Origin of the sequence: Frigoribacterium sp. VKM Ac-2836 (assembly GCF_013248995.1) — a bacterium.
GTDB lineage: Bacteria > Actinomycetota > Actinomycetes > Actinomycetales > Microbacteriaceae > Frigoribacterium.
In genome coordinates, this window is record NZ_JABRPK010000002.1 from 959,384 (window position 1) to 980,458 (window position 21,075).

The following is a 21,075-nucleotide window of genomic DNA, read 5'->3' on the forward strand; positions in this document are numbered from 1 at the left end:
ATTTAGGTGCCGTTGGGCAACCTCATCCCGCGGTACCTCGGCGGCGCCGCCCAGACGGCGCCGCCGCCCACTGACGCCCTGACCCGGGCTCAGACGCCGACCGGCACCGTCGCCGGCGTCACCCGCACCAGCACCGCCTTCGACACCGGGGTGTTGCTGCCGATGGACGCACTGTCGAGCGGTACGAGCACGTTCGCCTCGGGGAAGTACGCCGCGGCGCACCCCCGGGCCGTCGGGTAGGCCACCACGCGGTAGTCGCGCAGCACTCGCTCGACGTCGTCGGTCCACACCGTGGACACGTCGACCTTCTGGCCGTCGGCCAACCCGAGGTCGTCGAGGTCGAGCGGGTTGACGAACACCACGTGGCGGCCCTTCTTGATGCCGCGGTAGCGGTCGTTGAGGCTGTAGATCGTGGTGTTGTACTGGTCGTGCGAGCGCAGGGTCTGCAAGAGCAGCGTGCCCTCGGGGCGTTCGACGTGCTCGAGATCGTTGACCGTGATCATCGCCTTGCCGACCGCCGTCGGGAAGGTCCGCGAGTCACGCGGCCCGTTCGGCAGGACGAACCCGTCACGACTGCGCACCCGCTCGCCGTACCGCTCGAAGCCGGGCACGACGCGGCTGATGTGGTCGCGCAGCGTGTCGTAGTCGTCCTCGAAGGACTTCCAGTCGATGTCGAGGTCGGTCCGGTCGCCGAGGGTGGCCCGGGCCAGGCGGCTGACGATCGCGACCTCGCTGAGCAGGTCGGGTGCGACGGGCGGCACCTGGCCGTGGCTGCCGTGCACCGAGCACACGGTGTCCTCGACCGAGACGAACTGCGGCCCCGCCTCTTGTACGTCGATCTCGGTGCGGCCGAGCGTGGGCAGGATGAGCGCCTCGGCGCCGACGACGGCGTGCGAGCGGTTGAGCTTCGTCGAGACCTGCACGGTCATGTCGGTGCCGCGCATGGCGGCCTCGGCGAGCTGGGTGTCCGAGATCGCGGCCACGAGGTTGCCGCCCATGCCCATCCAGAACTTGATCCGCCCCTCCTGCATGGCTTTGATGCCCTTGAGGGCGTCGACTCCGTGCTCGCGGGGCGGGTCGAAGCGGAACTCCTTCTGCAGCGCGTCGAGGAACTCGTCCGAGACCTGCTCCCAGATGCCCATGGTGCGGTCGCCCTGCACGTTGCTGTGCCCGCGGATCGGCGAGGCGCCGGCGCCGGGCTTGCCGATGTTGCCGCGGAGCAGCAGCAGGTTGATGATCTCCTTGATGGTGTCGACGGCCTTGCGGTGCTGCGTGATGCCCATCGCCCAGGTGATGATCACGCGGTCCGAGGCCAGGTAGCGGTCGGCCAGCTCGTCGATCTCGGCCCGGTCGAGCCCGGTCGCCAGCAGCACCTCGTCGTCGTCGACCTGCGCGATGTGCTCACGGAAGGCCTCGAGGCCCACGGTGTGCTCCGCGAGGAACTCGTGGTCGAGCACCGTGCCCGGCGCGGCGTCCTCGGCCTGGAGCACGCGCTTGGCGACGGCCTGCAGCAGGGCCATGTCGCCGCCGAGTCGGATCTGCAAGAACTGGTCGGCGATCTCGGTGCCACGGCCCGCGACGCCACGCGGCAGCTGGGGGTTCTTGTACCGACGCAGGCCGGCCTCGGGCAGCGGGTTGACCGCGACGATCTTCGCGCCCTTGAGCTTGGCGTCCTCGAGGGCCGTCAGCATGCGCGGGTGGTTGGTGCCCGGGTTCTGCCCCAGGATGACGATCAGGTCGGCCTGCTCGAAGTCGTCGTACGCGATCGTCGACTTGCCGATGCCGACCACCTCGGCCATGGCGAGGCTCGTCGACTCGTGGCACATGTTCGAACAGTCCGGCAGGTTGTTCGTGCCGAAAGCGCGGACGAAGAGCTGGTAGGCGAAGGCGGCCTCGTTCGAGGTGCGGCCCGAGGTGTAGAACGACGCCTCGTCCGGGCTGTCGAGCGACCTCAGCTTGTCACCGACGATGCGGAACGCCTCGGCCCACGACACCTCGCGGTAGTGGTCGCTGCCGGCCGGCTTGTGCACGGGCTTGGTCAGGCGGCCCTGCATGCCCAGCCAGTACTCGGTCTTGTCGAGCAGGTCCGTCACCGAGTGCTCGGCCCAGAACGTGTCGGGCACGAGCACCGGGTTCGCCTCCCAGGTGACCGCCTTGGCGCCGTTCTCGCAGAACTCGGCCACCTTGCGATGGTTCGGGTCGGGCCAGGCGCAGCTCATGCAGTCGAAGCCGTCCTTCTGGTTGAGCGACGTCATGAGCTTGACGGTGCGGGCCAGCCCGAGCTGCTTGATCGCGGGGTCCATCGAGTGCAGCACGCCGGGTACGCCGGCGGCCCACTCCCGCGGGGGGCCGACCTCGATGTCGGCGTCGGTCACGTCGGAGACGGGCGGTTTCTCGGTCACGGTCTTGGTCCGATCGTCAGGGGGACGGGCGAGGAGGCGCGCGTCGCGCCCCCGGGGGAGTCGGGGGGCGAGGAGGCGCGGGCCGCGTCGCCGAGGACGCTCGCGTGGGCGGAGGGCTCGGTCCCGTCCGGCTCGCCGAGGCGGTCGGGCCGCGAGTACACGACCATCGACCGTCCGCGCAGGAACCCGACGATCGTGACGCCGAGCTCGCCTGCGAGATCGACGGCCAGCGACGACGGCGCCGACACCGCGGCGAGCACCGGGATGCCGGCCATCGAGGCCTTCTGGGTGAGCTCGAACGACGCGCGACCCGAGACCATCAGGACGGTCCCCGTCAACGGCAGCCGCGCCTCCTTGACCGCCCAGCCGACGACCTTGTCGACGGCGTTGTGCCGACCGACGTCCTCGCGCAGCACGAGCAGCTCGCCGGTGCGACCGTCGAAGAGGGCGGCGGCGTGCAGCCCGCCGGTCTTCTCGAAGACGTCCTGGCCCTCGCGCAGGCGGTCGGGGAACGTGGCCAGCAGCGCGGGGTCGACGACGAGGGGGTCGTGCAGCACGTCGTGTTGCGACGTCGTGCGCACGGCGTCGATCGAGGCCTTGCCGCAGAGTCCGCACGAGCTCGTCGTGTAGAACGCCCGCTCGAGGCTGGGGTCGGGCGCGGGCACCCCGGGTGCGAGCGTGACGTCGAGGACGTTGTAGGTGTTGAGCCCCTCGGCCGTGGCGCCGGCGCAGTAGCGGGCCGCGAAGAACTCGTCGCCGGTCGAGATGACGGCCTCCGACACGAGGAACCCCGCGGCGAGGTCGAAGTCGTGTCCGGGCGTGCGCATGGTGATGGCGAGAGACGTGCCGCCGACGCGGATCTCGAGGGGCTCCTCGACGGCGAGGGTGTCCATCGTCTTGCGGACGCCCGCCGAGCCGTCGTCGCCGACCGTGATGCGGGTCACCGGCTTGCGGGACGTGATGCGTGCCATGGGTCAGGTCTACCCCTCGAACCCGGGATCCGAAAGCCGGCGGGGCGCGCGTCTCACCAGGGCAGCCCGAGTGCCGGGACGACCTCGCCCGCCCGTGCCCCGCCCTCGGGCACGATCAGCAGTCCGTCGGCGTCGGCCAGGCCGCGCAGCATCGCGGACGACTGGCGCTCGGTCGGCACGGCGCCGTCCGGCGTCACCCGGTACGCCTGCACGAGCGATCCGGGTCGCGGGTGGGACACGTCGACCGCGAGCGTCACGGCCCCGGGAGGCGCGGGTCGCCTGCCGAGGAGGCCGTCCACCACCGCGGTCCCCACGACGACGAGCCCGACGTAGGCGGCCATCGGGTTGCCCGGCAGGCACAGGTACAGCGTCTCGCCCCGCCGAGCGACCACCAGGGGCTGCCCCGGACGCATGGCGAGGCCGTCGACCACCAGCTCGGCGCCCAACCGCTCGAGGGCCGCGCGGACGTGGTCGGTCGGGCCGTGCGCGGTGCCTCCGGTCGTCACCACGAGGCGACTGTCCGGGCGGTCGAGCGCGGCGACGGTGGAGTCGAGGTCGTCGGCCACGCGCGTCGTCGTCGCGGGCGCCGTCCCGAGGGACTCGAGGAGGCGCGGCACCGGCACCGAGAACACGTCGCGGACCGCGCCACGCGCGGGCACGCCCTCGGCCACGACCTCGTCGCCGAGCACGGCCAGGGCCACCGACGGGCGCAGGACGACGGACACGGCGTCGTGCCCGCCGAGGGCCAGCACGGCGACGCGCGGCGGGGTGAGGAGCGTGCCCGCGGCGACCAGGGCGTCGCCTCGGTCGATCTCTTCCCCGGCCCGGCGGATGTGCGACGGGCGGAGCGGGTCGTCGTCGGCCGTGAGGACGTCGTCGGCCACGTGTCCGGACTCCGAACGCAGCACGCGGTCGGTCCCGTCCGGGACGACGGCCCCTGTGGTCACGGGTCGAGCCACCCCGGGCGACAGCGCCTCGGCCCCGTTGGCGACCCGGCCCGCGACGATCGACGGGCCGAGTCGCCACGGTCCCTCGCCGGCGACCGCCCAGCCGTCCATCGCCGAGACGTCGGAGCCGGGCACGCGCGCGAGGCTCGTGACGTCGGCCGCCAGTGTGCGACCGACCGCGTCGCCGAGCACGACGGTCTCGACGGTGCGGGGCAAGGCCCCGGCGGCGTCGGCCGCCTCGGCGCGGGCGACCCGCCAGTCGGCCCGCCGGACCGTCACGCCGGGTCGGCCGTGGCGAGCGCGGTGGCGGTCGCGACCGCGCGGTCGAGTTCGGCCCGCGAACCGCCGGCGAGTCCTGCGGCGTAACCGACGAGGAACGTCGTCAGCGGTGCGGCCGGGCGGGCGACGCCGTGCGCCGCGTCGCGGGCGAGGTCGAGCACCTCGGGGATGTCGACCACGAAGTCGTCGGGCAGGCCGAGGGCCCGGACGAGTCGTGCGGCCCAGGCGTCGAGTTCGGCAGGTGTGTCGGTCATGGTCGACACTCAACCAGTCGCGTCGGACTCGCGCCGGACGACACCCAGGCGGTCGGCGTCGTCCGCGGTGTCGACGTCGGCGCACAGCTCGTCGGGCACGGGCATCTCGAGCAGGTCGAGCCCGTCGAGCAGACGGCGCAGCGAGAGGTCGGCGAGGGGGCCGTCGGCTCGCAGCGCCGCGAGTCGGGTCTCGAGAGCGCCGGTCCGGTAGAGCCCGAGCAGCGGCTGACGTCGCCCGCCCGAGTCGACCGCCAGCAGGCCGTCCCGGCGCTCGCCGTCGTCGTCGCCGGCGAGCAGGGCCTGCACGGCCTCGGGTGCCCGCGGCACGTCGCAGGCCAGCACGAGGGTCCACGGCGCCGCGTCCTCGACGACGTCGAGACCGGCCGCGAGGGCTGCGACCGGCCCGGACCAGGCGGGCTCCTCGCGGGTCAGCAGTGCCCCGGCGGGCGGCACCCGGCCGGCGCGCAGGCCGACCACGACGAGGGTGCGGGCCCCGACCGAGGCCTCGACGGCCCGGTCGAGCAGCGTGGAGTCACCGGTGGTGAACCCTGTCTTGTCGGCGCCCTGGACGCGGGAGGCGCGACCCCCCGCGAGCAGGACGGCGTCGAACACGAGGCTCACGATCACCCGCGTGGTCCGGTCGCGGCGAGCCGGGCGGCCAGCGTGCCCTCGTCGGGGACGAACCAGACGTGCCGGCCGCGGTTGGACTCGCGCACCCAGTCACGGAACGCGGCGCTCGCCGTCTCATAGCGCCCGATGTCGCCCAACACCACCAACTGCAGGCGGTAGTTCACGAGCTTCTGCGCGAACTCGCCCGCCCGGCGGGTGCTCAGGTCGAAGAAGGCCGGGTCGAGACGGCCGACCGGCACGACGACGGCCGACGCGTCCGCTTCGTAGGCCTCACCGACGAGGTCGACGGCATCCGCCTCGGTCGACAGCCGCGGCTTGACCGGGTCGACGTGCAGGACGCGATGGGGGCCGTGGTCGTCGATGCGCATGTCCACAGGCTAGACGCCGGAGGCGCGGTGCCGGATCGACCGGCACCGCGCCTCCTGGAGGCCCGACGGGCGTCAGCCCGCGGCGACCTGCTGGTCGCGTTTCGGCAGCACCCAGCCGGGGCGGACGAAGTGGCAGGTGTACCCGAAGGGGTCCTTCTCCAAGTAGTCCTGGTGCTCTTCTTCGGCCTGCCAGAAGTCGCCGGCGGCGGTGACCTCGGTGACGACCTTGCCCGGCCAGATGCCCGAGGCGTCGACGTCGGCGATGGTGTCGAGGGCCGTCGCACGCTGCTCGTCGTTCGTGTAGAAGATCGCCGAACGGTAGCTGTCACCGACGTCGTTGCCCTGGCGGTCCTTCGTCGACGGGTCGTGGATCTGGAAGAAGAACTCGAGGATCTCGCGGTACGAGGTGAGACCCGGGTCGAACACGATCTCGACGGCCTCGGCGTGGCCGCGGTGGTTGCGGTAGGTCGCGTTCGGCACGCTGCCGCCCGAGTAGCCGACACGGGTCGAGACGATGCCCGGTCGACGGCGCAGCAGCTGCTGGGCACCCCAGAAGCAGCCGCCGGCGAGGATCGCGGTCTCGGTCGTGCCGCTGGGGGCGGGGGTGGATTCGGGGGAGAAGAGCGTCATGTAGGCACCGTATCCTTCGGTTTCGAGTGAGGCGTAGGGGACGAAGCGGAGAGCCGCCGAGTTGATGCAGTAGCGCAGCCCGCCGGTGGCGGTGGGGCCGTCGCGGAAGACGTGGCCGAGGTGGCTGTCGCCGGCGGTGGAGCGCACCTCGGTGCGCTTGAAGAACAAGCCCTCGCGCTTCTCGACGACGTGTTCGGCGTCGATCGGGCGCGTGAAGCTCGGCCAGCCGGTGCGGCTGTCGAACTTGTCGACCGAGGCGAACAAGGGCTCGCCCGAGACCAGGTCGACGTAGATGCCCGCGTCCTTCGAGTCCCAGAACTCGTTGCGGAACGCCGGTTCGGTGCCGCCGCCCTGGGTCACGCGGCGCTGGGTCGAGGTGAGACGGGCGACCGCCTCGGGGTCTTTCCGGTACTGGTTCGACATGGTGCCTCCTGTTCGTCGGCGTCGGGGCGATCGGATGGGGTCGGGGGCCCGCGGTCGCGTCGTTACCTCTGACGACAACAACCGGGCGGCGCCGGGTGTTCCGTCGGCCTGCGAGGATCGACGCATGAGCCTGATCCGACTGAACGACGTGACCGTCCGCTTCGACGGCACCCCGGTGGTGCGCGAGGCGTTCTTCCGCCTCGACGAGAAGGAGCGCGTGGGGATCGTCGGTCGCAACGGCAGCGGCAAGTCCACGCTGCTCAAGCTGATGCTCGACCAGGTGCGACCCGACGAGGGCACGGTCACGCTCGAGCAGGGAGTGCGGGTGGGGTACTTCTCGCAGTTCTCCGAGCTGGACGGCACGCAGACGATCGTCGAGGTGCTGACCGGGCTCTTCGCCCACGAGCGGGCGATCGAGGCCGACCTGGCGCAGATCGACGCCGACATCGCCGTGGTCGCGATGGACCCCGACGGTGGGGACGCCCTCGATCTGCTCGTCCACCGGCAGTCCGAGTTGTTCGCCGAGATGGACCGCGTCGACGGCTGGGAGTATCCGCGCCGCATCGACACCGCTCTGAGCGTGCTCGGCTTCAGCGAGGCCCACCGCACCAGCCCGATCGACGACCTCAGCGGCGGCTGGCGCAACCGGGCGGCCCTCGCGAAGATCGTCCTCGAGGACCCCGACGTGCTGCTGCTCGACGAGCCGACGAACTTCCTCGACGTGGCCGGTGTCGAGTGGCTCGAGTCCTGGTTCCGCGACTTCCATGGCGCGGCCGTCGTCGTGTCGCACGACCGCAGCTTCCTCGACGCGGTGGTCACCCGCATCGTCGAGGTCGAGAACTTCCACCTTCACGACTACCCGGGCGACTTCGCCGAGTACGTCGTCCAGAAGCAGTTCCGGTTGAAGAGCCTCGAGCAGCAGTTCGTGCACGAGTCCGAGCTGCTCGCCTTCGAGGCCGAGGGCATCTCGGATCGCCGTGACGCCGCGAAGGCCGCCAAGCGGCAGGACGGCGGCGACCTGCTCAAGCAGTTGGCCAAGGTGAAGAAGTCGCGTGCCCCGCGGCCGGTGGACCAGATCATCACCGAGATCTACTCGGGGCTGCACGTCAAGGACGTCCTCTGCCGGGTCGACGGCCTCGGCAAGGCGCGCGACGACCGCACGCTCTTCGACGATCTCACGTTCGAGCTGCGCCGCGGCGACCGCCTGGTGATCACGGGCGCGAACGGCAGCGGCAAGAGCACCCTGTTGCGCGTGCTCACCGGCGAAGAACGCGCCGACGCCGGTCGGGCCGCCTGGGCCGGCGGGGTCAAGGTGGTCTCGTACGACCAGGTGCTCGCCGAGCTCGACGACGACGACACCGTCACGCACTCGGTGAACGCGATGCCGGACAGCCTCGCCCTGACCGCGACGCGGAAGTCGGTCGGTCGGTTCCTCGCGATGTTCCAGTTCAGCGAAGCCGATCTCAAGAAGCGGATCGGGGCGCTCTCGGGTGGCCAACGAGCCCGCGTCGCGATGGCCCAGTGCTTGCTCTCGGGGGCCTCGGTGCTGCTGCTCGACGAGCCCACCAACCACCTCGACGTGCCGAGCGCCCAGGTCATGGAGCGGGCGCTCCAGCACTTCCCCGGGGCGGTCGTCGTGGTCAGCCACGACCGGTTCTTCGCCGACAAGGTCGCCACCCGCCGGTTGGTGTTCGGGGCGGATGCCGAGCGTCCCGAGCGCGTGGCGGTCACCGCCGCCTGAGCCGTGGGGCCGGGCCGGCGTGCGACCGGGCCGACGCGTGACCGCGCTCAGCCCTCGGTGGTGAGCGGCCCGACGACCTCGGCCACGCCCGAGACGACCAGCCCCACCGCGCCCTGGTCGAGTGCCGTGTGCGCATCGGCCAGGTCGGGCACGATGTGGCCGTAGACGGGTTTGCCGGTCGCCGCCATCGTGGCCCAGGTCGCGGCCGGGGCCGACCAGTCGAGGCCGAGCAGGGTCCAGGAGCCGGAGGTGCGGGTCAGCAACTCGGGATCGTCCGCCAGCTCGTCGGCGTAGTAGTACCCCCAGGTCTGGCATCCCTCGGCCCTGACGAGATCGCCCCACTCGGTCTGCGTGCAGTAGCCCTTGCCGACGAGCGTCTGCGTCAGGTCGGCCGTGCCGAGCTGCGTCCTGGCGATCTCGAACAGTTCGGGGTAGAAGCGGGCCGCGACGTACTTCGGGTCCACGAAGAGGGCGTGCTCGCGGCCGAACTCGCGCACGATCTCGTCGAAGCGCGCGTACGGCTGGTCGGACTGGGTGGGGTCGCTCGTCTCGGCGGCCGAGATGCGCTGCCGTTCGACCTCGGCCCAGGTGTGCTCCGAGGCGACGAAGCCGGTCGTGCCCGAGGTGCGGTCGAGTGTCTCGTCGTGCAGACCGAACCACACGCCGTCCGAGGTGCGGGCGAGCGACATCTCGAGCCCGTCGACCCCGGCCTCGACCGACCGTCGGTAGGCGAACATCGACATCTCGGGCCAGTCGAGCGACCCGCCGCGGTGCGCGACGGTGGCGGGACGCGCGGCCCGCAGGGCGTCGACGGGCCGGGCGGGCGGGGTCGACGTGACCTGCGCCTCCTCGGTCAGGCGCGCGCTCCGGAGGGCGACGCCCGTGCCGATCGTCCCGAGGACGGCGAGGCCGCCCGCGCCGAGCAACACGGTGCGGCGGGACACGCGGGATCGCGGACGCGGGGAGGAGGGCATGGGCCCATCCTGGGGGGCGCCGGGCGCGGGCTGCGACACCGCGAGCCACGATCACCCGGCGTTCGCCCGGGTCAGTCGGCCGCGTACTCGTCCAGGGCGGGCAGGGGACGACCGTCGAAGTCCCACATCGCCTGGTTCTCCCACGCGTTGCCCGAGGTCGGGTCGTCGGGGTCCCAGCCGGCCCCGTCGACCGCGGTCCACGCGGGCTCCCACGCCACGACGCCGATGCCGCGGCCGCCAGGGGCCGAGGCCACGACGTCCTGGATCGCGCGGAAGTTCGCGGCCTGCCCCTCGGGCGTCGCGGGGTAGCCCGCGACGAGCTGCGACGGGTCGACGATCACGTTCTCCCAGGTGTGGTCGGGATCGTCCTCGAGGGTCCAGGGGTACGACGTCTCGACGATCAGCACGTCGCGGTCGTAGCGCTCGGACAGTGTCGTGACCGCCTGCTGCATGCCCGACAGCCCGCCGTGCCAGTAGCCGTAGTACGACAGGCCGATCAGGTCGAAGGGCACCCCGCGCGAGGTCGCCTCGTCGAACCACCAGGTGAGCCCGTCGACGCCGGCGTTGATGTTCGTCAGGTGCAGCACGACCTTCGTCGACGGCGACACCTCTTTCACCGCCGTCGCACCGGCCGTCAGGAACATCGCCAGGTTGTCCCACTGCGCCCCGCCGACCCCGTCGCTCGGGTCGACGTCCCAGGTCTGCCCGAGCGGCCAGACCATGCCGGGGTTGATCTCGTTGCCGACCTGCACGGCGTCGGCCGTGATGCCCTCGGCGGCGAGCGCGTCGAGCACGCTGCGGGTGTGGTCGTGGATCCTCGTGGCGACCTCGGGGGCGCTCAGCCCGAGCCAGGCCTTCGGCATGGTCTGCGCCCCGGGGTCGGTCCAGCGGTCGCTGTAATGGAAGTCCACCAGCAGCTGCATGCCCGCCGCCTTCACCCGCGCGGCCATCGCGACGACGTCGTCCTTATCGTTGTAGCCGTCGGTCGGGTCGACCCAGACCTTGAGTCTCACCATGTCGGCGCCGTGGTCGGCGAGCTGCTCCACGGCATCCGTCGGACGACCGGCGGAGTCGAGGTAGACGGCACCGCGGTCCTCGTTGCGGGGCAGGCCCGAGAGATCGGCCCCGCGGATGTCACGGGTGACGCGGCCGGGGGCGAAGGTCACGTCGTCGATGCTCGCCCAGGCCCCGGCGGCACCGGTCGTGGTCAGGGTGGGGGTGCACTGGCTGTGCGTCACCTCGGCCGAGACCGAGAGGTGGAGCCAGCCGTCGTCGGACTCGGTCGAGGGGAGGACCGTCGTGCCCGCGGCGTCCTTGCTCGAGCCGGTGCCGCACCCGGTCAGTGAGAGCGTGCTCGTGGCGAGGCCACCACCGCTCTTCACCCAGGCCGAGAAGGTCCACCAGCCGGGCGTCACCTTCTTGAGCTTCTGGCTGGTCGTGGCCGTACCGGCCGTCGGCAGCACGTGCGACAGCCGGGTGGCCGAGTCGTGCCCGCCCGCCTCGAGCGTCGCCGTGCCCTTCCCCTTCGAGACCCAGCCCGTCGCGCCGTGCTCGAAGCCGGGGTCCTGCACGACGACCGGGCGGGCCGCCGGGCCGCCGGGAGCCGCGATGGCAGGGCCGCCCGACAGCAGGCCGGCTCCCAGGGCCGCGGTGGCGAGAGCGGCGCCGACGGCGAGACCGCGCCGGCCCCTCCGGTCGATGCGGGTGGGCGGTGTGGTGGTGGGTCGTGTCATCGTGTCGTCCTCCTTGACGATCGGTGGGGTGGGGTGCGGTGCTGCCGTCGCCTCGAGGCTCAGCCGCGGGACCGGCTCACGACGCGGACCGCCCCGGCGGGGACGACGATGCGGCCGTCGACGGTGTCGCCGGTGATCAACTCGACGCCCTGGCCGACCACGACGTCGGTCTCGGTCTCGGCGTGGTTCACGAAGAAGGTGAAGTCGATGTCGTCCCCGTGGCGCACGACGATCTCGAGCCCCTGGGGGTGTTCCACCGGCAGTGCCACGCCGGCGTCGTCGAGCACCGACCGGACGAGGCCTTCGAGGTCGGCGCCCGTCGTGCGCGTCGAGACGTACCAGGCCGAACCGTCGCCGTGCGCGTGACGGGTGACCGCCGGCCCGCCGGCAGCCGGGCCGTCGACGTAGCTCGCGACCGCCACGGCCCCTTCGAGCACGATGTCGTCGGACCAGCCGGTGCCGGTGGTCCCGTCGTCGAGGGTGACGACCTGGTCGGCGTACAGGGGCAGGAACTCGGGCACCGAGAGACCGAGCACCTCGCGCAGGGCACCGGGTGCCCCACCGGCGTGCACGGTGTCGTTCTCGTCGACGACGCCCGAGAAGTACGAGGCCACGAACGTTCCGCCCTCGCGGACGAACGCGCCGAGCGCGTCGCTGGTGTGCCGGTCGGCCAGGTACAGCGAGGGCGCGAGCACGAGGTCGTAGCCCGACAGGTCGTCGTGCGGGTGACGGAAGTCCACCGTCACGCCGAGGTGCCACAGGGCCGAGTACCAGGCGACGACGCGCTCGCGGTGTTCGAGCTCGACCGAGGGGCGCCACTCGAGGTCGTGGGCCCAGAACGACTCGACGTCCCAGAGGATCGCGACCCGCGCCTCCACCCGGCTGCCGCGGACCGCCGCGAGGCGACCGAGGTCGGCGCCGAACTCGACGACCTCGCGCCAGGTCCGGGTCGTGGTGCCGGCGTGCGGCAGCATCGCGGAGTGGAACTTCTCGGCGCCGTACCGTGACGCCCGGAACTGGAAGAATAGGATCGCGTCGGCGCCCCGGGCCAGGTGGCTCGCGGCGTTGCGGGCGAGTTCGCCCGGGCGCTTGGCGATGTTGCGGGGCTGCCAGTTGACGGCCGAGGTCGAGTGCTCCATGAGCATCCACGGCGCACCGCCCGCGAGCGACCGGGTGAGGTCGGCGTCCATGGCGAGCAGCACGTGGTTGTCGCGGCGCTCGGCCACGAGGTAGTGGTCGTTCGCGACGACGTCGACCTCGCGGGCCCATTTCCAGTAGTCGATCGACGGGCAGTTGGTGGCCATGAAGTTCGTGGTGACCGGGAGGTGCGGTGCGTGTCGCCTGATCGCGTCGCGTTCGGCGGTGAAGCAGGCCAGCAGGGCGTCCGAGGTGAATCGGGCGAAGTCGAGGCGCGAGGTCTGGTTGACGACCGTGGCCGAGGTGCGCGGGGCGTCGATCTCGTCCCACTCGCCGTAGGTCTGACCCCAGAACCGGGTGCCCCAGGCCTCGTTGAGCGCGTCGAGGGTCACGTACTTCTCCTCGAGCCAGGTGCGGAAGGCGAGCACCGAGTGGGGGCCGTAGTCCTCGCTGATCGGGGCGCCGTACTCGTTGTGGACGTGCCAGAGCACCACCGCGGGGTGGTTCGCGTAGCGCTCGGCCAGCCGCTCGGTGATCGCGAGGGCCGCGCGACGGTAGTCGGGGCTGCTCGGGCTGACCATGCCGCGGGAGCCGCGTCCGAGGGTGACGCCGTCACGCGTGACCGGGTGGGAGTCGGGATAGGCCTTCCAGAACCAGGCCGGGGGGACGGTCGTCGGGGTGGCCAGGTCGACGTCGATGTCGGCGTCGTGCAGCAGACCGAGGATGTCGTCGAGGAACCCGAAGTCGTACTCGCCTTCACGGGGTTCGAGCAGGGCCCACGAGAAGATGCCGACGCTGACCAGGTTGACGCCCGCCTGCTTCATCAGGGCGATGTCCTCGAGCCAGACCTCGCGCGGCCACTGTTCGGGGTTGTAGTCCCCGCCGTAACGCAGGTCGGCGCGGCCGGGCAGCCAGGTCGTGGTGGCCTGGGGCGTGGGCCGGGCGTCGAGCTCGAGTGACATGCGGTGATCTCCTTTGACTGTGTGCGCTCCCAGTTGTAACACACCGGTATCGAGCGGCGAAAGGGCCCGTAATGGTGTTGACAAGCGAAAACTGCTGTGCGTAACTGTAACCGCTCACAGGCACAGCGACGTGGTTCTCCGAAGCACGTGCTGTCCCGCCCCCACCACAGCTCTTGCTTTCCTCAAGGAGGACGAATGCGCAGCTCATTCCGCCGTCTCGGTGTCGCCACGGTCGCGACCGCCGCCCTACTGCTCACCGCCGGATGCACCGGCGCCGGGGGAGGCGCGGCCGACGACGGTCCCGTCGAGCTCAGCTACTGGGCCTGGGCCCCGAACCTCGACAAGGTCGTCGATCTCTGGAACGAGGACAACCCCGACATCCAGGTCACCGTCAACAAACAGGACGGCGGCGACCCGGCGATCACCAAGCTGCTGACCGCGATCAAGGCCGGTAGCGGCGCACCGGATCTGATCCAGGCCGAGTACCAGAAGATCCCGACGCTCGTGTCCTCGGACGCGCTCGCGGACATCTCCGACCAGGGGGCCGCCGATCTCGAAGGCGACTTCTCGGAGGGCACCTGGTCGTCGGTGACGCTCGGCGGTGACGGCGTCTACGCCATCCCGCAGGACTCCGGCCCGATGATGGCGTACTACCGCACCGACGTCCTCGACCAGTACGGCCTGAGCGTCCCCACCACGTGGGACGAGTACGCCGACGTCGCCACGAAGCTCCACGCCGCGGACCCGACGAAGTACCTCGGCACCTTCTCGGCCAACGACGCCGGCTGGTTCGCCGGCCTCACGCAGCAGGCCGGTGCCTCGTGGTGGTCGATCGACGGCGACAGCTGGGGCGTCGACATCGAGGGCGGCCCGACGGAGAAGGTCGCCTCGTACTGGGGCGGGCTCGTCGAGAGCGGAGCGATCGACAACAAGCCGATGTACACGCCCGAGTGGAACGCCGGTCTGAACGACGGCAGCCAGGTCGGCTGGATCAGCTCGGTCTGGGCCCCCGGCGTGCTGGGCGGCAACGCCCCCGACACCGCCGGCAAGTGGACCGCGGCCCCGATGCCGCAGTGGGACGCCTCGAAGCCGGCGGACGGCAACTGGGGTGGCTCGACCACGGCCGTCACGACCCAGTCCGAGCACAAGGAGGCGGCGGTCGAGTTCGCGACGTGGCTCAACACCGACCCCACGGCCGTGGCGGCGCTCGCCGACATCGCCGGCGTCTACCCGGCGGCCACCGACGCGGCGTCGGAGGCGCTGACCACCAGCCCGGAGTTCTTCAGCCAGCAGGACGACTTCTACGACATCGCCGCCGAGGCCTCCGAGTCGGTGCAGCCGTTCACCTACGGCCCGAACGTCAACGTGGCCTTCAGCGCCTACAACGACGAGTTCGCCAAGGCTGCCGACGCCAAGACGCAGACGGCCTTCGAGGACGCGGTCGGGGCCATGCAGAAGATCACCGTCGACGACCTGACCAAGAGCGGCTTCTCGGTCAAGTAGCGACGTCGGGCGGGGCGGCCGGGGTCGCCCCGCCCGCCCCGTCACCCCTCCGTCACACCCGTCTCGACCCAAGGACACGGCATGGCCGACACCCTCACCCCTCTCAGCCCGCGAACCGACGGGGCCGGCCCGCCGCCGTCGTCGGCCGGTCGCGAAGCGCCCCGGCCGGCGACTCGCAAGCGCAACGGCAGCTTCCGCACGCGGGTGCTGACCCCCTACGCCATGCTGGCCCCCGGCATCGTGCTCTTCGTGCTGTTCATGGCGGCGCCGATCATCTACACGCTGTTCCTCAGCTTCCAGAAGAAGCAGGTCGTCGGCCTCGGCCTCGGCTCGGGCGGGGAGAGCCAGGTCTTCGCCGGTCTCGAGAACTACGTCGGCTCGCTCACCGACCCCGAGTTCGCCGCGAGCGTCGGCCGGGTGCTGCTCTACGGCCTCGTGCTCATCCCGTGCATGCTCGGCCTCGCGTTGCTGTTCGCCCTGTTGCTCGACTCGAAGCGCACCCGGGCCGCCTCGTTCTCGCGCGTGTCGATCTTCATGCCCTATGCGGTGCCGGCCGTGATCAGCTCGCTGCTCTGGGGGTTCCTCTACCTGCCGGCGGTGAGCCCCTTCTACTACGTGTTCGACCGGCTCGGATGGGACGTCGACGGCGTGCTCGGCTCGGGCACGGTCCTCTTCGCGATCGCCAACATCGCCCTCTGGGGCGGCGTCGGCTTCAACATGATCGTCATCTACACCTCGCTGAAGGCCGTGCCGAGCGACGTCTACGAGGCAGCCAGACTCGACGGCGCCAGCGAGGTGCAGATCGCCCTGCGCATCAAGATCCCCATGGTCGCCCCGGCCCTGGTCATGACCGCGCTGTTCTCGATGGTGGCCACGCTTCAGGTCTTCGCCGAGCCCACCACGCTGCGGCCGCTGACCAACAGCCTCTCGACCAGCTGGTCTCCGCTCATGCTCGTCTACCGCGACGCGTTCACCCGCGACGACATCTACTCGGCGGCGGCGACCTCGGTCGTCATCGCGCTCGCCACCTTCATCGTCAGCTTCTTCTTCCTCCGGGTCGTCCAGAAGCGCGCATTCGGCCAGGAGGACTGACCATGACCACGATCGACCTCGACGACTCCCGCGACGTGCCGACCCCGGTGCCCCACGCGGGCCGCGCCTCCTCGACTCGCCGATCGCCGTCCGGGAAGGTGCCCCGCGATCCGGCGGCGCCCCGCCTGCACGCCGAGCGACCGAGCGTCGTCTCGACGGTGCTGCTGCTGATCGGTGCCGCCTACTGCCTGTTCCCGGTGCTCTGGGTGGTCATGGCTGCGACCAAGGACGGCGGCGAGCTGTTCTCGACCTTCACGCTGGCTCCCAGCGGCCACTTGATCGACAACGTGGTCGCCTTGACCCAGTACCGCGACGGGCTGTTCTGGCGGTGGATGCTGAACACCGCCGCCTACGCGGGTCTCGGGGCGATCGCGTCGACCTTCGTGTCGGCCCTCTCGGGCTACGTGCTGGCGAAGTTCGACTTCCCTGGCAAGAAGGTCGTCTTCAACGTGCTGTTGATGGGGGTGCTCGTGCCCGGCGTCATCCTGGCGATCCCGCAGTACTTCCTGCTGGCCAACGTCGGGCTGACCAACACGTTCTGGGGCGTGCTGCTGCCGCAGATCATCAGCCCCTACGGCATCTATCTCGCCCGGATCTACGCCGCAGCCGCCGTGCCGACCGACGTGATCGAGGCCGCGCGCACCGAGGGAGCCCGCGAGATGGGCATCTTCGGTCGCATCGCGATCCCGATGCTGCTGCCGGGGCTCGTGACGATCTTCCTGTTCCAGTTCGTCGCCATCTGGAACAACTTCATGCTGCCGTACATCATGCTCGGCGACGACTCGCTGTTCCCCCTGACGGTCGGGCTCAACGGCCTGCTGAACCAGGGCGCCTCGGCGCCGGCGCTCTACACGCTCGTCATCACGGGCGCCCTGCTCTCGGTCATCCCGCTGATCGCGATCTTCCTCGTGCTGCAACGCTTCTGGAAGGTCGACCTCGCGGCCGGTGCGGTGAAGTAGTGCCGCCTCGACGGGTCGACGGCCCGGCGGCTCGGACCGCGCCGACGGTCCGCTGGCTGCCGCACCCTATGCTGGCCGCGTGAGCAGCACGACCGGCCGCGGCCGACCGACCATCGACGACGTCGCGACCGCCGCCGGCGTCTCGCGGGGCACGGTGTCCCGCGCCCTGAACGGCGGCCGATGGGTCAGCCCCGAGGCCAAGACCGCGGTCGAGGCCGCCATCAAGGCGACCGGTTACCGGGTCAATCCTCACGCCCGCAGCCTCGCGACGAACCGCACCGGCTCGGTCGCCTTCTTGCTGACCGAGGACCACGAGCAGCTCTTCGAAGACCCGAACTTCTCGATCCTGCTTCGGGGGGCGGCGTCGGCGCTCGCCGAACGCGACGTGTCACTCGTGCTGATCATGGCCGGTTCGCCCGCCGAACAGCAGCGGGCCCTCGCCTACATCGGGGCCGGGCACGTCGACGGCGTCCTGCTCGTCTCGGCGCACAGCGGCGGCAGGCTGCTCGCCGACGTGGTCGAGTCGGGCGTGCCCGCGATCGCCTGCGGCATCCCGATCGGGCACGAGAAGAAGATGGGGTGGGTGGCCGCCGACGACCGCGAGGGCGCGCGCGAGATGGTCGCGTACCTGAGTGGCCGGGGGCGCCGGCGCATCGCCACGATCGCCGGCCCCGCCGACACCCCGGGCGGCATCACGCGACTCGAGGGCTACCGGGCCGAGCTGGGCGACGCCGCCGACGACTCGCTCGTGCGTCACGGCGACTACGGGCGTGAGAGCGGCCGCCTCGCGATGGAGTCCCTGCTCGCCGAGCGGCCTGACCTCGACGCCGTCTTCGCCGCCAACGACCGCATGGCGGCCGGGGCGATCGACGCCTTGACGGCCGCCGGGCGACTCGTGCCCGACGACGTGGCGGTGGCGGGCTTCGACGACTCGAGCGTCGCGACCGCGACCTCGCCCGCCCTGACGACCATGCGTCAGCCGTTCGACCGCATCAGCAACGAGATGGTGCGCCTGCTGCTTCAGGTCATCGACGGCGAGAAGCCCGCGGCCATGACCCTGCCGACCGAGCTGGTGGTGCGCGCGTCCGCGTGACGTGACCCGCGCCTCCTGCGGTGCCCGGCCCTCGGCATCGGACCCGGGCGCTCGCGTAGGGTCGGCGGCATGACTGATCTCGACGGAGCCGTGGTGCTCGTGGCCGGTGCGTCCGGCGGACTGGGGCAGCGTCTAGCGGCCATGCTCGAAGACGAGGGGGCCGTCGTCGTGCGCGCGGCCCGACGCCCCGAGTCGTTGTCGGGTCCGGGCGCCTACCTCGCCGACCTGCGGGAGCGATCGGGAGGCGCGGCGTTGGTCCGGTCGGCCCTCGACGAGCACGGACGCCTCGACGGCGTCGTGGTCGCCGCGGGCGTCGTCGCCTTCGGCGCGGCGAAGGACCTCGACGACGACGCGCTCGACGAGCTCGTCGGGACGAACGCGCTCGGGCCGATCCGTCTGCTGCGCGACGCCCACACCGCCCTCGCGGAGTCGGCGGCCGCCGGTCGCGAGCCCTTCGTCGTGACCCTGAGCGGCGTGGTGTCGGAGTCTCCCACGACCGGGATGGCCGCCTACTCGGCGTCGAAGGCCGCGCTCGCCGCCTTCGTCACCGCAGCGGGGCGTGAGTACCGACGGGACGGCATCCGGGTGCTCGACGCCCGCCCCGGCCACACCGACACAGGTCTCGCCACCCGAGCGGTGGCGGGTGAGGCCCCGACCTTCGGCGCGGCGCTCGACCCCGATTCGGTGGCCGAACGCATCGTGCGGGCCATCGTCGACGGCGAGAAGGACCTGCCGAGTTCGGCCTTCGCCGGCTGAACGCGAGCGCTGGGACGCGCCTAGCTGAACTCGTCGCCGACGAGGCGGAGCAGGTCGGCCAGCTGGGCCTGCTGGGCGGGTGAGAGCGAGTGCAGCCGGGCGCTCTCGGCGTCCACGAGGCTCAGCATGGCGGCGTCGACCCGGGCGATGCCGTCCTCGGTCACCCGCACCAGGACGCCGCGGCCGTCGCTCGGGTCGCCTCGGCGTTCGACGAGGCCGCGCTCGACCAGACGGTCGAGCCGGTTCGTCATGGTGCCGCTCGTGACCATGGTGGCCGTGACGAGGTGCTTCGGGCTGAGCTGGAAGGGGTCACCGGCTCGGCGGAGTGCCGAGAGGACGTCGAACTCCCAGATCTCGAGGCCCGCGTGAGCGAACGCCTCGCTGCGGATGCGGTCGAGGCGACGCGACAGGCGGCGCAGTCGCGAGAAGACGTCGAGTGGTGCGAAGTCGATGTCGGGGCGCTCGCGGGCCCAGGCGTCGATGATCAGGTCGACTTCGTCGTTCGTGGCCACGGTGGTGCGTTCCAATCGGTCGGTATGTCTGGTTCATCTTCGTCCTCCTGCCGGGGAATCGTCCGCACGCCTGGTCGTGGTCGCCACGACGGCCGGCTACTGGTACGTCACCAGATCGGGTGTCGGCGACACGTCGGCCATCGTCTGCTCGGGGCCGAGCATCGGGACGTCCTCGTCGTAGAAGTTCTTCCACCCCCAGGCGACCCCGGCCGGCGCACCGTCGTGCAGAGTGCGCCAGGTGGCCTGTTTGTCGGGTTGCGAGCCCTGACCGTCGGCGTGGATCAGCGTGGCCAGCTCGGGTCGGGACGTGTCGATCGACGATCGGTCGCGCAGCATGTCGAGTCGGAACTGGTGCAGGACGAACATCTTCGGCGGCAGACCCTTCGACGCCACGAGGTCGGCCAACCAGGTCGACACGGCGTTCACCTCGCTCGCCTCGACCCCGCCGATCTGACGCAGCGGCACCTGGTCGGCCTCGAGGCGCCACTCGGGGTCGAGCGCCAACCCGACGTTCGGCTTCGACAGCAGTGACTCGTAGCGCTTCGCCTGGCTCAGGAAGTCGGCGCGTCCGGGCTGCAGGTCGATCACCACGTACTGACCCGCGGCTGCGGCCGCGTCGACGTAGGGTTCGATGCTCTCGACCGAGAGCTCGTTCGAATAGTCGCCGTCGTCGCCTGCGGCCCCGGCGGCGACGGTCGCGATGACCTCGAGCATCGGCACGACGGGACGGTCGCTCGCCGTGTCGTAGCTCGCTGCGACGTCGGCGGCCCGCTGCACGGTCGCGGCGACGTCCTGCTCGCCGAGCACCCCGAGGGCACCGGTGCCGGGTGCCCCGTAGAGCGCCACGAACCGGCGGTCGGGGAAGAACCTCTGCCCCCCGCCGGGCAGCTGGGCACCGGACCGAGCCGCCGCGACGGACCACCCGGGGTCTCGCACGGCCGAGAACGACGAGCCGATCAGCACCGTGTCGGTCGTCGGCGAGGCGTGCAGGGCGTCGATCGCTTCGGCGGAGGCCTGGAGGTCGACGACCCCCTCGGGCAGGGACTGCACCTCGGCCCCGGCGGCCCGTGCCGTGGCCGCCGCCGCCCTGTCGTCCTCGCCCGCCACGACGGCGAGGACGTCGTCGCGGGGCGTCGCGGCCTCGGGGACCTCGACCGAGGAGGCACTGGTCACCACCTCGGGACCCGTCGCCTCGAGCGCCCCCACCTCGCCGATCGCCAGCACTCTCTCGACGCCGAGCCGATCGAGCTCGCCCGCGAGGGCCGAGGCGGACGAGTCGGACGAGCCGGACGGTTCTGGGGAGGACACGCCGGACGGGTCGGTGGGCCCCGACCCCGGCGAGGGATCTGCCGGGGCGAGCAGCAACGGCACACCCAGTCGTTCGGCCTGCTCCGTCGCGTCCCCCTGGGCCACCGCGTCGCCGTCCGGCGCGACGACCGCGACCGGGCTCGACTCGAAGAATGCCCGGCTGGCCTCGACGGCCCTCTCGGGGGCGGTGGCGGCGCCGACCACGGTGACCCGCGCCTCCTGCTCGTGGGTGACGAGGGCTGTACGGCCGTCGTCGGAGGTCGAGGTGCAGCCGGCGGTGACGAGCAGGGTCACGGCGGCGAGCGAGGCCGTGAGGGTCGAGCGGAGTCGAGGGGCGGGGACGAGGGGTCGCCGGATGGAGGAAAGCACCGATCCACGGTAACCGTGACCGCCGACACCGG

The 21,075-nt window shown here is 71.6% G+C and carries 18 protein-coding genes; 6 read left to right on the forward strand and 12 right to left on the reverse strand.

Annotation, left to right across the window (positions count from 1 at the left end; translation table 11 throughout):
- Positions 1-89: 89 nt before the first annotated feature.
- The 7 genes from HRF36_RS10895 to HRF36_RS10925 all read right to left on the reverse strand — a co-directional run bounded on the left by HRF36_RS10895 (position 90) and on the right by HRF36_RS10925 (position 7,030).
- Entirely contained in the window at positions 90-2,402 is a 2,313-nt protein-coding gene (locus HRF36_RS10895; protein WP_173209677.1) for an FdhF/YdeP family oxidoreductase, read from the reverse strand.
- Complete coding sequence (fdhD, locus tag HRF36_RS10900; protein ID WP_173209679.1) at positions 2,399-3,373, reverse strand: formate dehydrogenase accessory sulfurtransferase FdhD; 975 nt, start codon at positions 3,371-3,373, stop codon at positions 2,399-2,401. Before fdhD ends, HRF36_RS10895 begins: the two co-directional genes overlap by 4 nt.
- A gap of 53 nt (positions 3,374-3,426) precedes the next feature.
- Positions 3,427-4,599, reverse strand: coding sequence for a molybdopterin molybdotransferase MoeA (locus HRF36_RS10905; protein ID WP_173209681.1), 1,173 nt, complete (start codon positions 4,597-4,599; stop codon positions 3,427-3,429).
- On the reverse strand, positions 4,596-4,853 hold the full coding sequence (locus tag HRF36_RS10910; protein ID WP_043596044.1) for a DUF6457 domain-containing protein: 258 nt from the start codon (positions 4,851-4,853) through the stop codon (positions 4,596-4,598). Before HRF36_RS10910 ends, HRF36_RS10905 begins: the two co-directional genes overlap by 4 nt.
- A gap of 9 nt (positions 4,854-4,862) precedes the next feature.
- Positions 4,863-5,465, reverse strand: coding sequence for an NTP transferase domain-containing protein (locus tag HRF36_RS10915; RefSeq protein WP_217271115.1), 603 nt, complete (start codon positions 5,463-5,465; stop codon positions 4,863-4,865).
- An 11-nt stretch (positions 5,466-5,476) separates the two neighbouring features.
- Positions 5,477-5,851 carry a DUF4180 domain-containing protein gene (locus tag HRF36_RS10920; protein ID WP_173209686.1) on the reverse strand — a complete coding sequence of 125 codons (375 nt, stop codon included), beginning with the start codon at positions 5,849-5,851 and terminating at the stop codon, positions 5,477-5,479.
- Positions 5,852-5,923: 72 nt separating this feature from the next.
- Positions 5,924-7,030, reverse strand: coding sequence for a bifunctional methionine sulfoxide reductase B/A protein (locus tag HRF36_RS10925; RefSeq protein WP_371740115.1), 1,107 nt, complete (start codon positions 7,028-7,030; stop codon positions 5,924-5,926).
- Between HRF36_RS10925 and HRF36_RS10930 the strand changes: the two genes are divergently transcribed.
- The gene (locus HRF36_RS10930) at positions 7,029-8,645 is read left to right on the forward strand and encodes an ABC-F family ATP-binding cassette domain-containing protein (protein WP_173209690.1); all 1,617 of its coding nucleotides are present in this window, start codon (positions 7,029-7,031) and stop codon (positions 8,643-8,645) included. The two genes, HRF36_RS10925 and HRF36_RS10930, sit on opposite strands and share 2 nt — an antisense overlap.
- A gap of 47 nt (positions 8,646-8,692) precedes the next feature.
- On the opposite strand, the gene HRF36_RS10935 is transcribed toward HRF36_RS10930, so the two are convergent.
- From HRF36_RS10935 to HRF36_RS10945, 3 genes are all read right to left on the reverse strand, one after another.
- Complete coding sequence (locus HRF36_RS10935; RefSeq protein ID WP_173209692.1) at positions 8,693-9,619, reverse strand: glycerophosphodiester phosphodiesterase family protein; 927 nt, start codon at positions 9,617-9,619, stop codon at positions 8,693-8,695.
- A 71-nt stretch (positions 9,620-9,690) separates the two neighbouring features.
- Positions 9,691-11,352, reverse strand: coding sequence for a glycosyl hydrolase 53 family protein (locus tag HRF36_RS10940; RefSeq protein WP_173209695.1), 1,662 nt, complete (start codon positions 11,350-11,352; stop codon positions 9,691-9,693).
- A 59-nt stretch (positions 11,353-11,411) separates the two neighbouring features.
- On the reverse strand, positions 11,412-13,451 hold the full coding sequence (locus HRF36_RS10945) for a beta-galactosidase (RefSeq protein ID WP_173209696.1): 2,040 nt from the start codon (positions 13,449-13,451) through the stop codon (positions 11,412-11,414).
- Between the two features lie 195 nt (positions 13,452-13,646).
- Between HRF36_RS10945 and HRF36_RS10950 the strand changes: the two genes are divergently transcribed.
- The 5 genes from HRF36_RS10950 (at position 13,647) to HRF36_RS10970 (ending at position 18,854) form a co-directional block, all read left to right on the forward strand.
- Positions 13,647-14,954 (forward strand): ABC transporter substrate-binding protein, encoded by a 1,308-nt coding sequence (locus HRF36_RS10950; RefSeq protein ID WP_173209698.1) that lies wholly within the window; start codon positions 13,647-13,649, stop codon positions 14,952-14,954.
- An 81-nt stretch (positions 14,955-15,035) separates the two neighbouring features.
- Positions 15,036-16,046: a carbohydrate ABC transporter permease gene (locus tag HRF36_RS10955; RefSeq protein ID WP_173209700.1), complete on the forward strand. Its 1,011-nt coding sequence runs from the start codon at positions 15,036-15,038 to the stop codon at positions 16,044-16,046.
- Positions 16,047-16,048: 2 nt separating this feature from the next.
- On the forward strand, positions 16,049-17,005 hold the full coding sequence (locus tag HRF36_RS10960; RefSeq protein ID WP_173209703.1) for a carbohydrate ABC transporter permease: 957 nt from the start codon (positions 16,049-16,051) through the stop codon (positions 17,003-17,005).
- Between the two features lie 79 nt (positions 17,006-17,084).
- A complete protein-coding gene (locus HRF36_RS10965) occupies positions 17,085-18,098 on the forward strand; it encodes a LacI family DNA-binding transcriptional regulator (RefSeq protein WP_173209705.1) in 1,014 nt (337 codons plus the stop codon).
- Positions 18,099-18,167: 69 nt separating this feature from the next.
- Entirely contained in the window at positions 18,168-18,854 is a 687-nt protein-coding gene (locus HRF36_RS10970; protein ID WP_173209707.1) for an SDR family oxidoreductase, read from the forward strand.
- A 20-nt stretch (positions 18,855-18,874) separates the two neighbouring features.
- Here HRF36_RS10970 and HRF36_RS10975 read toward each other — a convergent pair whose 3' ends face one another.
- On the reverse strand, positions 18,875-19,381 hold the full coding sequence (locus tag HRF36_RS10975; RefSeq protein ID WP_217271116.1) for a MarR family winged helix-turn-helix transcriptional regulator: 507 nt from the start codon (positions 19,379-19,381) through the stop codon (positions 18,875-18,877).
- A gap of 81 nt (positions 19,382-19,462) precedes the next feature.
- Positions 19,463-21,043, reverse strand: coding sequence for a hypothetical protein (locus tag HRF36_RS10980; RefSeq protein ID WP_217271117.1), 1,581 nt, complete (start codon positions 21,041-21,043; stop codon positions 19,463-19,465).
- Positions 21,044-21,075: the final 32 nt, after the last annotated feature.